The sequence below is a fragment of the Mesorhizobium sp. NZP2234 genome (assembly GCF_013170765.1).
GTDB lineage: Bacteria > Pseudomonadota > Alphaproteobacteria > Rhizobiales > Rhizobiaceae > Mesorhizobium > Mesorhizobium loti_D.
This window is the reverse complement of sequence record NZ_CP033364.1, coordinates 454,974-468,853: the sequence shown is the minus strand read 5'-3', so window position 1 is coordinate 468,853 and position 13,880 is coordinate 454,974. Positions and strand designations below refer to the sequence as shown.

Genomic DNA, 13,880 nt, shown 5'->3' with positions numbered 1-13,880 from the left:
GCTACTCGGCCGCGGCGCGGATGCCGGGCATGTCGGGGAAGGTGCAGATGACGGTCGTGCCCTTGTCCTTGCCGGTTTCGATGCGAACGCCGCCGCCATGCAGTTCAACGAAGCTCTTGACGATCGACAGGCCGAGGCCGGCGCCGCGCCTGCGGCCGCCGTTGGTACGCGGTTCGAAGCGGCGGAACACCGAATCCAGCACATCCGGCGGCATGCCGGGGCCGTCGTCATGAACCGAGAATTCCACCCCGTCCGCCAACTGGCGGCAGGCCAGCCGGATGCTGCTGGCTTCCGGCGCGTAATTGGCGGCATTGCTGAGCAGATTGTAGAGGATCTGGCGGATGCGGGTTTCATCGCCGTGGAACGTCTTCGGCGCGGCGGTGGCATCGACCTCGAGTCGGATCGAATGCTCCTGCAGCCGGTCGGCAACCAGTTCCGCCGCCGCCGCGATCGTGCGGTCGACATGAACCTCTGAAATGTCGAGCTGCATGATGCCGGCGTCGACGGTCGCGAGGTCCAGTATGTCGTTGACGATGGTCAGCAGGACCGAGGAGGACGAGCTGACATGCTCGACATATTCGCGCTGCTTTTGGTTCAGCGGCCCGGTCGTGGGCAGTGAAAGCAGTTCGGTGAAGCCGATGATGTTGGTCAGCGGCGAGCGCAGCTCGTAGGACACGTGCTGGACGAAGTCGTTCTTGAGCTGATCTGACTTTTCCAGCGCCTCGTTCTTGTCCTTCAGCGCGCGTTCGACACGCACGCTGTCGGTGACGTCGACGAATGTCATCATCACTTGCCCGTTGGGCAGTGGAATCACGGCGTAACGCAGCACGGTGCCGTTGTGGAGCTCGCTCTGGCCATGACGGTCGCGGCGCTCATCGTCGAAGCCGGTGATGGCGGCGACGAAGCCAGGCCAGGGACTGTCGACCGCCTGCCGGTCGCAAAGATCACGGATCGTCGACACGTGCACGTTGGGCTTGGCGGCGTCTGCGCTCAGCCCCCACAGCGTGGCAAAGGCCGGGTTCGACAGCCGCAGCCGGCCATCGGGGCCGAACACCGCCACGCCCTCGGCGAGATTGTCGAGCGTTTCGCCCTGGACCCGCACCGCGGTCCGGTAGCGGCTTTCCAGGTCCATCTTCTCGGTCAGGTTCTCGAACACCCAGGTGACGCCGCCCTTGGGCTGCGGGTTGGCAACGACGCGAATGGTCTTGCCGTCCGGCAGATGCCACCAATGCTCCTGCGATTCGACCGCGCGGTAGGCGCCGAGCAGGCCTTCCTTCCAGCGGCGCCATTCGGGTTGTTCGGCGATCTTGCCTTCGCTGCGCAGCCGGTCGAGCAAAAGCGCATTGTCTGGAGCGCTGTGCAGGAAGCCGCTGTCAAGCCCCCACAGCTTCTGGAACGCCTGGTTGAAGAAGCGCAGCTTCTCGTCGGTGTCGAAGATGGCGACCGCGGTGTTGAGCTGGTCGAGTGTGTCGGCGTGGCTGCGGACCGTCCGCTCATATTCGCCGCGGATGGTCTCGATCGCGCTGGTGTCGCAGGCAAGGCCGGCCGAACCGTCGCCGCCGGCGACGTCGGTCACCGCGAACACGCGGCGGTCGCCTTCGATCACGGTGGAAAGCGACTGCTCGAAGACCGGATGCGATTTGTGTTGGGTGGCAATCGCCTCGCGCGCCTGGCCGCCAAGAAACTCCTTGGCGTCGCGGACGGCGGCTTCCGCGCTTTCGGCTTCGACCGCGTCGGCATAGGCCCGGTTGACCCATTTCAGGCGTCCGTGCTCGTCACGCAGCCATGCCGGCATCTTCAGCGCCTCGAGCAGGCCGATCATGGTGTCATGGTCGGCGGCCAGCCGCTGGTTCTCGATCTTCAGCCGGGCCTGGCTGCGCTGCGTCTCGGAAAGCGAGACGAACCGCACCAATATATGCGCGGCACTCTTGCGGCCGTGCACTTCGAGCGGTGCGCCGGCCTGCGATTCGATGACCAGGTCGAAAGGCCTCGCCTTTTCGCGCAAGCCCGCGATCGCATGTTCCAGTGCCGCCGCCGAGCGCGGCATCAGCCAGCGGCCGAAGGCGAGGAAAGCCGCCCGCTCTTCCGGGGCGCCGCTTTCGACCGGCAATGTGCCGACGAGTTCGGGTTTCTTGTTCTCCGACGCCCAGACGACGACGCGCTGGTCGCGCAGATTGAGCAACGCTTCCGACCGGCGCAATGCAGCGTTGACGTCGGCGACGCGGCTTCTCAGTTCGACATTCTCCGCCGAGGTGCGGGCCCGCTCCCGGATGAGAACGATGGCCGACAGCAGCGCCGCGCCCGTCACGCCGACGAACACCGCGAGCTGCATGACTTCGACCGTGCTGATCGACAGGCCGGCGGTCGCCACGGCGGCGGTCTCGGCATGCGCCACGGCACCGGCCAACGGCCAGGCCAGTGCTGAACCGGCCAGCAACAGTCCCGCGCGGGCACGCCATGAAAGGCGTCGGCCCGGGATGGCCGAGCCTAAGGTCCCCGAATCGTCATGGCCGCCGGAAACGGCCGATCCCGCTCCGTGCGGGTTTTGCCCCGGCATGTCTTGGTCCTCTCCGCCGCCTGAATGCAAGACCGCCCTGAAACGCGCCTCTCTGATCCCCTCTCGGGCCGGAAGCGTCGCGAATCACCTGACAATAAACCCTCGCCGAATCGCCGTGAAGGCTGATCGCGCGCAAAAATAAAGCCGGGCGAAAAGTCAATCGCCCGGCCTCAATATATGGTAGTAAATTTAGCTTTGGTTAATAGCGGTAGTGTTCCGGCTTGAACGGACCCTGCGGCGTGACGCCGATATAGGCGGCCTGCTCACCCGACAGTTCGGTCAGGCGGGCGCCGAGCTTGTCGAGGTGCAGGCGCGCGACCTTCTCGTCGAGATGCTTGGGCAGGACATAGACCTGGTTCTGGTACTGTTCGCCCTTGGTGAACAGCTCGATCTGGGCCAGAACCTGGTTGGTGAAGGAGGCCGACATGACGAAGCTCGGATGGCCGGTGGCATTGCCGAGATTGAGCAGGCGGCCTTCCGACAGAAGGATCATCCGCTTGCCGTCCGGGAAGGTGATCATGTCGACCTGCGGCTTGACGTTGGTCCACTTCAGATTGCGCAGCGACGCGACCTGGATCTCGTTGTCGAAGTGGCCGATATTGCCGACGATCACCATGTCCTTCATCGACCGCATGTGGTCGAGGGTGACGACGTCCTTGTTGCCAGTGGTGGTGATGACGATGTCGGCGGTCGGAGCCGCGTCTTCCAGCGTGACGACTTCAAAGCCGTCCATCGCCGCCTGCAGGGCGCAGATCGGATCGACCTCGGTGACCTTGACGCGGGCGCCGGCACCCTTGAGCGAGGCGGACGAGCCCTTGCCGACGTCGCCATAACCGCAGACGACCGCGACCTTGCCGGCCATCATCGTGTCGGTGCCGCGGCGGATGCCGTCGACCAGCGATTCCTTGCAGCCGTACTTGTTGTCGAACTTCGACTTGGTGACCGAGTCGTTGACGTTGATGGCCGGGAAGGGCAGCAGGCCCTTCTTCTGCAGCTGGTAAAGCCGGTTGACGCCGGTGGTCGTCTCTTCTGTGACGCCGCGGATCGCCGCCTTCTGCTTGGTGAAGAAGCCGGGCGAAGCCTTCAGGCGCTTCTTGACCTGGGCGTAGAAATATTCCTCTTCCTCGCTCTGCGGGTTGGACAGCACGTCCTCCCCGGCCTCGGCGCGGGCGCCGATCAGGATGTACATGGTGGCGTCGCCGCCGTCGTCGAGGATCATGTTGGAAAGGCCGCCGTCCGCCCACTGGAAGATCCGGTCGGTGTAGTCCCAGTACTGTTCGAGGCTCTCGCCCTTGACGGCGAAGACGGGAATGCCGGCTTCGGCGATCGCCGCGGCGGCATGGTCCTGGGTCGAGAAGATGTTGCAGGACGCCCAGCGTATATCGGCGCCGAGCGCCTTCAGCGTCTCGATCAGCACCGCGGTCTGGATGGTCATGTGCAGCGAGCCCGTGATGCGCGCGCCCTTCAGCGGCTTCTTGGCGCCGAACTCCTCGCGGCAGGCCATCAGGCCCGGCATTTCGGTCTCGGCGATATCGAGTTCCTTGCGGCCCCAGCCGGCAAGCGAGATGTCGGCGACCACATAATCTTTGCTACCCGTCATGGCAGTGCTCCGATGCGAATTGTTATGCTGCGAATTGGTTGCGGATGCGCCCGCGCCAGTCGGCGCGTCGAAGGGCGCGAATTGCCGGCCTGACTAGCAGATCGATGTCGAAACGACAATGGGATATAAAGAAATCTTTATCCCTGCATGTCTCGCAAGCACGCCCTGGCGATGCAGGGGATCAGCATTCCTCGCCGAAGCGGGAGGCGACAAGCTGCTCCAGCGCGTCCATGACCTCGAGCGCCTCGGGTCCGCTGGCGGTGACGCGGATCGAGTATCCCGGGCTGGCGGCCAGCATCATCAGGCCCATGATCGACGTGCCGCCGACCTTGACGCCGTCCTTCTCGACATGGACCGCGGCATTGAAGCCGCTGGCGAGCTGGACGAATTTCGCCGAGGCGCGTGCATGCAGACCGCGCTGGTTGACGATCGGAAACTCCCGGACAATCTGGTCTTTTTCCGAGGATAGCGCGTTCATTTGCTGCTCAGAAGCTGGCTGGCGACATTGATGTATTTGCGGCCGGCGGCCTGCGCCTCATCGAGCGCGGCCGCCATGTTGTCGCCCTTGCGGATCGACGACAGCTTGATCAGCATCGGCAGGTTCATGCCGGCGATCACCTCGGTGCGGCCGGACTCCATCACCGAGATGGCAAGGTTCGACGGCGTGCCGCCGAACATGTCGGTCAGCACGATGACGCCGGCTCCGGTATCGACACGGGCGACGGCGTCGACGATGTCGCGGCGACGCTGCTCCATATCGTCGTCGGCACCGATCGCCACGGTTTCGAAATTGTCTTGTGGCCCGACGACATGTTCGACGGCATGTCGGAACTCGGTGGCCAGTTGACCGTGCGTTACAAGCACGAGTCCGATCATTCTTTGGTGGCTCCCGTCATCGCCGCTTCACAGGCGCATTTTATGCTCGCCAGCCATTCCAGGCGGCGGGAGCGCTATCTTGTCGACGCGCGGCCCGTTGACAAGCCCAAAATTGCGCCTGCCCATGCCATTTTGACGCATTGCAGCAAAAAATCCCGGGCGGATCATAGAAAAGGCATGATGGACAGCCGCGCCATCACGGCGGGCAGGGCAGCCTGGACGTTGCGTTCGGCCAGATCGATCCGCGGCACCACGCAGCCGGCGATCTCGTCGCTGGCGTCCTCCTGGAAGCGCGCGATTTCGCCGGCCGGCAGCAGGCGTAGATGCAGGTCGACGATGCAGGCGGGTTCGAATGGCAGCGGCCGAGGACCAAGTCCCGGGACTTCGGCGAGGCCGGCGATGGCAGCGGGTGCGCGGCATACCAGCCGCCCCGCATGCGCCTCGATGAAAAGCTGGTCGTCGCCGACCAGCCGTGAGAACAATCCGCGCTGACGACAATGGCCGATGAGCGCCAGGGCCAGCGTCGTCTTGCCCGAGCCGGATGCTCCGCTGACCAGAATGCCACGTTCGCCGATCAGCACCGCCGTCGCGTGAATGTTTTCAGGCCGCACGGATCACGTCTTTTGCAACGGCCATGATCCCGCTGCCCTTCGGCTCGGGATCATGCTTCGGCCGGCAGCGTCACGACGAAGCGCGCGCCCTTGATCTCGCCGGGCTTGGTGCCGGGAATGTTCTCGGCGGTCAGCGTGCCGCCATGGGCCTCGACGATCTGCCTGGAGATCGACAGGCCAAGGCCCGAATTCTGGCCGAACGCCTCGCCGGCCGGCCGGTCGGTGTAGAAACGCTCGAAGATGCGGTCGATGTTGTCGGCGCGGATGCCGGGGCCGTTGTCGTCGACGGTGAGGATGTTGAACTTTCCGGCGCGCGCCAGCGAAAGGCTGATATGGCCGTGGTCCTCGGGAACGAAGGAGCGCGCATTCTCGATCAAATTGGTGATGACCTGGCCGATACGCAGATCGTGGCCGACGACGAAATAGCCTTTGACGCCCTGCGGCAACTTGGCGACCTTGAGTTCGATCTCGACCGCTTTCTTGTTGCGGGTGGTCTCGCGCGACACGGCCACCAGATCGGTGACGAATTTCTTCAGGTCCACGGTTCCCGCGTCTTCGCGCGCGAGTTCGGCATCGAGGCGGGAGGCGTCGGAAATATCGGTGATGAGCCGGTCCAGCCGCCGGACGTCATGCTGGATGATCTCCATCAGCCGGCTGCGCGAATTGTCGTTCTTGGCCAGCGGCAGGGTTTCAACCGCGCTTCGCAGTGACGTCAGTGGGTTCTTCAATTCATGCGAAACGTCGGCGGCGAAGCTTTCGATCGCTTCGATGCGGGCATAGAGCGCGTTGGTCATGTCGCGCACCGCGACCGACAGATTGCCGATCTCGTCCTGCCGGTCGGAAAAGTCCGGGATCTCCTCGCGGCTCTTGACGCCGCGCCTGACCCGCACGGCCGCCGCCGACAGCCGGCGCAGCGGGTTGGCGATTGTCGAGGCCAAAAGCATCGACAGGATAGCGGTGACGAGCGCCGCGATGCCGAAGACGCGCAGGATCGCCTTGCGCTCGGCGGCGACGATCTTGTCGATGTCGCCGCCCTCGGTCGACAGCATCAGCACGCCGAGAACGGCGCGGAAGCGCTGGATCGGCACCGCCACCGAAACGATCTGCTCGCCCTGTTCCGAGACGCGCACGATGGTCGACGGGCTGCCGGTCAGCGCCTTGACCACCTCCGGGAAGGCCGCGCCATTGCCGCCCGGCTGTTCGTGATAGACCGGCAGGTCGGTGTTGCGGAAGAAGTCGAAGATGAATTTCTGGATGCGCTCGACAAGGTCGGGCTCTTCCTCGTCGACCGGCGGCAGGTCGTAGCGCAGGATCTGGCCGCGCGAATAGAGATGGCGCGAATCAAGCAGCAGATTGGCGTCGCGATCATAGATGCGTGCCCGCGTCCGGGTCGGCGAGATCAATCGCCGCAGCACCGGGGCGACGCGTTCGGGATTGATCGGAAAATCCAGATTGTCGAGCTGGTCGGAGCCCGGCCCCAGGCTTTCGCCGGCCTGCAGCTCAAGCAGCTTTTCCGGGTCGATGCTGATCGAATCGGTCTCGACCGTCGCCGATGCCGCGATCGCGCCGGCGATGATTTCGCCCTGCGTCATCAGACTTTCGACGCGGGCATCGATCAGCCCGTCGCGGAAGGTGTTGAGATAGAGGATACCGGTGACCAGGACGGCCAGGCCGGCAAGGTTGAGAAACAGAATGCGTCGCGTCAGGCTGGAAAAGATGTGATGGCCGAGGAAGCGGCGCATCGGCACGGTGATCTTCGACACGAAGGACGGCATGATGCGCGACGGCCGCCTGGCAGCGCCCGCCGGTCTTGTTCGCTGTGCTTCCACTGCCATCGAATAGCAGGCCCTGCTTAGTCTTCGGTTCGGTGCATGTCGCTATTCCCATACGGGATCACTTTTGGGCGACATGCATCAGCTCAGGCTTCGCGGAACCGGTATCCGACTCCGTAAAGGGTTTCGATCATTTCGAAGTCGTCGTCGACAGCCTTGAACTTCTTGCGCAGCCGCTTGATGTGGCTGTCGATCGTGCGGTCATCGACATAGACCTGCTCATCATAAGCCGAATCCATCAGCGCATCACGACTTTTTACGACACCGGGGCGCTGCGCCAGCGAATGCAGGATCAGGAATTCGGTTACGGTAAGCGTTACCGGTTCACCCTTCCAGGTGCAGGTGTGGCGTTCCTGGTCCATGACGAGCTGGCCGCGTTCGAGCGAGCGGGCCTGCTGGCTGGGCGCCTTTGCCGCGGCCTCGCGGGCGCTGGCACGGCGCAGCACGGCGCGCACCCGCTCGACAAGCAGGCGCTGCGAGAACGGTTTGCGGATGAAATCGTCGGCGCCCATCTTGAGGCCGAACAACTCATCGATCTCGTCGTCCTTGGAGGTCAGGAAGATCACCGGCAGGTCGGACTTCTGGCGCATCCGGCGCAAAAGCTCCATGCCATCCATGCGCGGCATCTTGATGTCGAGGATGGCGAGATTCGGCGGACGCGCCGCCAGGCCTTCCAGCGCGGACGCACCATCCGTGTAGGTCTCGACACGATATCCCTCGGATTCAAGGGCGATCGACACCGACGTCAGAATGTTGCGGTCGTCATCGACAAGCGCGATTGTTGCCATTTCAAGCGGCTCCCTCATGAGCTGTCCCTTCTTTCGTAGAGAAGGGGCTTTTGCAGGACAAATTAGGTACAAAATGTGGCATAGGCCTTGTCCGCTGTCACGCGCGGGGTGCCGCAGGCCACAATCCTACCTCGACATGGATTGGACGAACGAACGCGGCCAATCCTTTGGGCAACCGTGAAACTTTTTGCATATATAAACGATTTAAACAACTTTCAAAATATTTAAATCGATTAATGATTTGATATCATTTGGCTTTTCTGGTTCTGACCATCTCAGCCCGTACAGCGGGCGTGCCGGAAATACGCCGGCAAAGACGCAGTAAATCGAAGAAGGGACACCAATGTCGGAAGTCGGCAAACGCAATCCTGCTTGCGCGATCGATCGTATCGGCCTGAAAACCACCGGCGTGGTGCGCTACAATTTCGGGGCGGCCGCCCTTTATGAGGACTCGATCCGGCGCGGCGAGGCCCGGCTGACCGCGCGTGGCGCGCTGGTCGCCGAGACCGGCCAGCACACAGGCCGTTCGCCCAAGGACAAATTCGTCGTCCGCGACGCCGCCACCGAGCCGCATGTCTGGTGGGACAACAACAAGGCGATCTCTCCGGCCCAGTTCGAGACGCTGCTTGCCGATTTCCAGGCGCATGCCGCGGACAAGGATCTTTACGTGCAGGACCTGGTCGGCGGCGCCGACGCGGAGCTGAAGCTCCCCACCAGGGTGATCACCGAATTTGCCTGGCACTCGCTGTTCATCCGCAATCTGCTCATCCGTCCGGATAGCGCCGAACTCGAACAGTTCGTGCCTGAGATGACGATCATCGACCTGCCGTCCTTCCGTGCCGATCCCGCCCGTCACGGCAGCCGCACCGAGACGGTGATCGCCGTCGACCTCAGCCGCAAGATCGTGCTGATCGGCGGCACCTCCTATGCCGGCGAGATGAAGAAGTCGGTGTTCACCATGCTCAACTACCTGTTGCCGCAGAAGGGCGTGATGCCGATGCACTGCTCGGCCAATGAGGGGCCGGCCGGCGACGCCGCCATATTCTTCGGGCTCTCCGGAACCGGCAAGACGACGCTCTCGGCCGATCCGTCGCGCACGCTGATCGGCGACGACGAGCATGGCTGGGGTCCGCATGGCATCTTCAATTTCGAGGGCGGCTGCTACGCCAAGACCATCAAGCTGTCGGCGGAAGCCGAACCGGAGATCTTCGCCACCACGCAGCGCTTCGGCACCGTGCTGGAAAATGTCGTGCTCGACGCCGACGGCGTGCCCGACTTCAATGACGGCCGCCTCACCGAAAACACCCGCTGCGCCTATCCCCTCGACTTCATCCCCAACGCTTCGAAGACCGGGCGCGCCAATCATCCCAGAAACATCATCATGCTGACCGCCGATGCCTTCGGCGTGATGCCGCCGATCGCGCGGCTGACCCCGGCGCAGGCGATGTATCATTTCCTCTCCGGTTACACGGCCAAGGTGGCCGGAACCGAAAAGGGCGTCACCGAGCCCGAGGCGACGTTCTCGACCTGTTTCGGCGCGCCGTTCATGCCGCGCCATCCGTCGGAATACGGCAACCTGCTGCGCGCGCTCATCGCCAGCCATGGCGCCGACTGCTGGCTGGTCAACACTGGCTGGACCGGCGGCGCCTATGGCACCGGCAAGCGCATGCCGATCAAGGCGACGCGCGCTCTGCTGGCCGCCGCGCTCGACGGCTCGCTGAAGACCGGCGCATTCCGCACCGACGCCAATTTCGGCTTCGAGGTGCCGGTGGCCGTGCCTGGTGTTGACAGCACAATTCTCGATCCGCGCTCGACTTGGGCCGACAAGGCCGCCTATGACCGGCAGGCGGCAAGACTGGTCGGGATGTTCGCGGTCAACTTCGAGAAATTCGAGCCGCATGTCGATGCGACCGTCATGGGTGCGGCGCCCCGCATGCAGGAAGCGGCGGAGTAGTCGTCACGCCGCTCAGCACCATTGAAGGCCCGGTTTCGATCGGGCCTTTTCTTTTCTGGTCCACCGCGCCATGACTGCGGCATGCCGATCGATGACAACATCATCATATCAGACGAAGCCGTGATCCATCCGGGCGACCTGCACGAGGATTTCATCCGCTCGTCCGGTCCCGGCGGCCAGAACGTCAACAAGGTGGCGACGGCCGTGCAACTGCGCTTTGACGCGGCCAACGCGGCCGGCCTCTCGGAGCGCGTGCGCGCACGCACGATCAAGCTTGCCGGCCAGCGCGCCACCAAGGACGGCGTCATCGTCATCGAGGCCGGGCGCTTCCGTACCCAGGAGCAGAATCGCGCCGATGCAAGGGCGAGGCTGACGGCACTGGTGGCCAAGGCCGCCGAGCCGCCGCCGCCGCCGCGCAAGAAGACGCGCCCCTCGAAAGGCGCGGTGGAACGGCGGCTGAAAAGCAAGGCCGGGCGCGGCACGATCAAGAAGCTGCGCGGCCGGGTGGAGAACGATTAAGCACCACACCATCCGCGTGCATAAAATGGCTTTCCATTTGACGCCTCAGATGCAAGGTTTCGCCATTGCCACAGCAAGGGAGACTAAAGATGGGCATGTTCGATTTCGTCAAAAGCGTCGGCAAGAAACTGGGCATCGGCGGCGACGAGGAAGCCGCACCCACTGCCGACACGCTCAAGAAGGAGCTCGATTCGCACAAGCTCGGCACCGATGGCGTGCAGGTCGTCGTCCAGGGTGACACGGCGGTACTAAAAGGCGTGGTCAAGGACCAGTCGATCTTCGAAAAGGCGGTGATTGCCGTCGGCAACACGCTGGGTGTCTCCAAGGTGCAGGCCGACGAATTGCAGGTCGCGCCGGATGCCGGCAAGGCGGCTGCACCGGCCAAGGAACCGACTTTCTACACCGTTCAGAAGGGTGACAACCTCTGGAAGATCGCCGAGAAAAGCTACGGCAAGGGCCAGGGCGCCAAGAATACGGCCATCTTCGAGGCCAACAGGCCGATGCTGACCCACCCGGACAAGATCTATCCAGGTCAGGTGCTGCGCATCCCATGACTTGTTAGCCAGGTCGCGCCGTTTCGATACGGCAAAGTCAAGCGCCGCGCATCCGAAAGGACGCGCGGCGCTTTCGATTTTACCAGTTGCGCTCCGCGGAAACACCTTCGTGAATTCATCGCCCATACCGCATCGACAGCCGCGACGAGATCGGCGGCGGCTTTCGGGTCGCTGTTTTTCCTTGATGGTGGCATCTTGCAGACTCGAACCATCTCAAGGTGCGCTGTTCAATGCTTGTTCTGCCCAAGGGAGTCCGCCACATGCCGGCCTATCTGCCGCGCACTGTTCAGGAGGCGCTTGTCGAGGCGGTGAGAAACATCGTCCAGCAGGCCCCGCTGTACGTGCCGGCCATGCCGCGCACCGGCAAGGAGATGAGCGTGCGCATGACCAATTGCGGCACGCTCGGCTGGGTCACCGACAAGGAGCGGGGCTATCGCTACCAGCCGACGCATCCGTTGACCGGGGAACCATGGCCGCCGATCCCGGAGGGCCTGCTCGACCTTTGGCGGCAGGTGTCGGGCTATCCTAGCCCGCCGGAGGCCTGCCTGATCAATTTCTACACGGCGGACGCGAAGATGGGCCTGCACCAGGACCGCGACGAGGCCGATTTCTCGGCACCCGTCGTCTCCGTCTCACTGGGCGATGATTGCCTGTTCAGGGTCGGTCAGACGACGCGCGAGGGCGCGACCAAGTCGTTCAGGCTGAAAAGCGGTGACGTCGTCGTACTCGGCGGCGAGGGGCGCCTCTGCTTCCACGGCGTCGACCGCATCTATCCCTCGACCTCGGCGTTGCTGAAGAACGGCGGCAGGATCAATCTGACGCTGCGGCGGGTGACGAAGGCCGAGTGAGTGAGCCATGAGCAATTACAGGGAAGGTGTAAAACGGTTTTCCCGGGGAAAGCGCGTGGCGCTTTCCCTTGGGAATGGCGTCAAAACAAAGCGTTAGAGGAGATCGCCGTTTCCGTAAAACGGTGAACTGCTCTAATGGGCGTCCGGGCGCCGTGCATAGACTTCGATATAATCCCCGCTCGCGATTTCTTCGTAGTCGCCCATCAGGGTTTGGAAATCCGCGTTCTGGCGCATCCACACAATCCAGATTGGCGGAAAGTCCCCTGTGAGCGACCATGCCGACTTTTTCTTGTCCATCCGATCCATCAGGATGATATCGGGCTTGTTGTCGCGGATCAGGGAATTCAGGTAGCGGGTGTAATCGTCAAGGTCCCGCCGCGCGATGCGTTCGTCTTCGCCTTGATATGTCCCTCGCATCAGGCCCCAGAGCGCGTAGGTGCCGACCCAATCATGAGCATAGGCCGACAGCCAGCGGCCATTGGTCATTCTTGTCAGCGGATTGCCGACGGAAAGGTCGGAACTGACCTGAACGATCGATGGCGAGACGTAACGGCTCTTGATGGCATCGGCCAGGCTTTTCTCGGGCAGTTGGTAGAACTGGTGGTGCGTCACCGAAAGCGCGGCGACCACGGCCAGCGCGGCCGCGGCATGGAGCTTGACGCTGGCGACCTCGGAGGCGGCTTCCGCGTTTGCGAGGCCAGTCGCCACTCGCCACCGGGATGCCACCGCCAGCAGCATCGCGAACACCATCGTGGTCTGGTAGGGATACTGGTGGTTGGGCCAGTATTTCCCAAGGTAAAGCATCGAGATAAAGAAACCGGCTGCACTCGCCATCGCCAGTGCGACGTCGTCTCGCCAGACGGATTTGCGCATCTGGAAAACCGTGAAAACGACAAAGACGATAAAGGTCGGCAACGCGGCCAACATGTTTATGTTGGCCCGCAGGCTGACATAGTAGCGCATCAGCAATTGCAGGAAGGCGCCGAGAAAATCGGGAAACCACAGATACACACTGACGAGATAGGCGGCGCAGACCGTGAAGATGACGACATTTTCAGCAGTCAGGCACGCCATCAGCGAGCGTTTGCGCCAGGCGATGAAGAGGTAAGGCAGGACGATACCGGTTGCCCAATGTGGTTTGACCAGGAGCAGCACGCTTCCAGCCAGGCCGACCGCCACGGCAAGGCCAAGAGGAACCGGCGCGTCAGGGCGGCGTTCAATCCGCCACATCATCAGCAACAGCATCGGCATGAACAACATCGTACCGACATGTTCGCGCTGGCCGAAAACATTCCCAGGCATGATGAGAAGCAGAACCGCCAGCGCGGGATAGATCCACTGCGTCTTCAGATCGGCGAAGATACGGCTTCGCTCGATGACCACGGCCGACAGCGCCATTGAAACGAAGAAGACCAGATAGATGAAGCACTCGACCGCCGATTCGGCCGAGATGCCAAGCCTGTGGGACAGCCATACCGGGCCGATATACAGGGCGACGGAGAAGGGCGGATTGGTCTCCAGAATGTCGACATAGAGCTTTTGCCCATCAAGGACTTTTTCGCAGATGACGATGAGCCAGCTGACGTCGGTATTGTCGCCCGCCGTCCAGGGCATGAAAAAAGAAAACACCACCACGGCCGCGACAAGCCAGACCGGCGACAAGCTTCCAATCGAAGAGGCAAAGCCGGTGGCGGTGCTGACGTTTCTGACACTTCCCATACTCATCGCACCGCTCCAACAA

The 13,880-nt window shown here is 62.9% G+C and carries 12 protein-coding genes; 4 read left to right on the top strand and 8 right to left on the bottom strand.

Annotated features, from left to right (window positions below):
- Window position 1: 1 nt before the first annotated feature.
- From EB230_RS02100 to EB230_RS02070, 7 genes are all read right to left on the bottom strand, one after another.
- Complete coding sequence (locus EB230_RS02100; RefSeq protein ID WP_056569040.1) at window positions 2-2,557, bottom strand: PAS domain-containing sensor histidine kinase; 2,556 nt, start codon at window positions 2,555-2,557, stop codon at window positions 2-4.
- Window positions 2,558-2,756: 199 nt separating this feature from the next.
- Complete coding sequence (gene ahcY / locus EB230_RS02095) at window positions 2,757-4,157, bottom strand: adenosylhomocysteinase (RefSeq protein WP_010912937.1); 1,401 nt, start codon at window positions 4,155-4,157, stop codon at window positions 2,757-2,759.
- A 181-nt stretch (window positions 4,158-4,338) separates the two neighbouring features.
- Window positions 4,339-4,635 (bottom strand): HPr family phosphocarrier protein, encoded by a 297-nt coding sequence (locus tag EB230_RS02090; protein WP_056569043.1) that lies wholly within the window; start codon window positions 4,633-4,635, stop codon window positions 4,339-4,341.
- On the bottom strand, window positions 4,632-5,033 hold the full coding sequence (locus EB230_RS02085) for a PTS sugar transporter subunit IIA (RefSeq protein ID WP_010912939.1): 402 nt from the start codon (window positions 5,031-5,033) through the stop codon (window positions 4,632-4,634). Before EB230_RS02085 ends, EB230_RS02090 begins: the two co-directional genes overlap by 4 nt.
- Window positions 5,034-5,197: 164 nt before the next feature.
- On the bottom strand, window positions 5,198-5,644 hold the full coding sequence (locus EB230_RS02080; protein WP_172371175.1) for an HPr kinase/phosphorylase: 447 nt from the start codon (window positions 5,642-5,644) through the stop codon (window positions 5,198-5,200).
- Between the two features lie 50 nt (window positions 5,645-5,694).
- Window positions 5,695-7,479, bottom strand: a complete 1,785-nt coding sequence (locus EB230_RS02075) for a sensor histidine kinase (protein WP_056569049.1) — start codon at window positions 7,477-7,479, stop codon at window positions 5,695-5,697.
- Between the two features lie 83 nt (window positions 7,480-7,562).
- On the bottom strand, window positions 7,563-8,264 hold the full coding sequence (locus tag EB230_RS02070; RefSeq protein WP_010912942.1) for a response regulator transcription factor: 702 nt from the start codon (window positions 8,262-8,264) through the stop codon (window positions 7,563-7,565).
- Window positions 8,265-8,607: 343 nt separating this feature from the next.
- Between EB230_RS02070 and EB230_RS02065 the strand changes: the two genes are divergently transcribed.
- The 4 genes from EB230_RS02065 to EB230_RS02050 all read left to right on the top strand — a co-directional run bounded on the left by EB230_RS02065 (window position 8,608) and on the right by EB230_RS02050 (window position 12,139).
- Window positions 8,608-10,218 (top strand): phosphoenolpyruvate carboxykinase, encoded by a 1,611-nt coding sequence (locus EB230_RS02065; protein WP_172371173.1) that lies wholly within the window; start codon window positions 8,608-8,610, stop codon window positions 10,216-10,218.
- Window positions 10,219-10,299: 81 nt separating this feature from the next.
- Complete coding sequence (arfB, locus tag EB230_RS02060) at window positions 10,300-10,737, top strand: alternative ribosome rescue aminoacyl-tRNA hydrolase ArfB (RefSeq protein ID WP_056569055.1); 438 nt, start codon at window positions 10,300-10,302, stop codon at window positions 10,735-10,737.
- 89 nt (window positions 10,738-10,826) lie between these two features.
- Window positions 10,827-11,291 carry a peptidoglycan-binding protein LysM gene (lysM, locus tag EB230_RS02055; protein ID WP_019862690.1) on the top strand — a complete coding sequence of 155 codons (465 nt, stop codon included), beginning with the start codon at window positions 10,827-10,829 and terminating at the stop codon, window positions 11,289-11,291.
- 230 nt (window positions 11,292-11,521) lie between these two features.
- Window positions 11,522-12,139 carry an alpha-ketoglutarate-dependent dioxygenase AlkB gene (locus EB230_RS02050; protein ID WP_172371171.1) on the top strand — a complete coding sequence of 206 codons (618 nt, stop codon included), beginning with the start codon at window positions 11,522-11,524 and terminating at the stop codon, window positions 12,137-12,139.
- A gap of 132 nt (window positions 12,140-12,271) precedes the next feature.
- On the opposite strand, the gene EB230_RS02045 is transcribed toward EB230_RS02050, so the two are convergent.
- A complete protein-coding gene (locus EB230_RS02045; protein ID WP_172371169.1) occupies window positions 12,272-13,864 on the bottom strand; it encodes a hypothetical protein in 1,593 nt (530 codons plus the stop codon).
- Window positions 13,865-13,880: the final 16 nt, after the last annotated feature.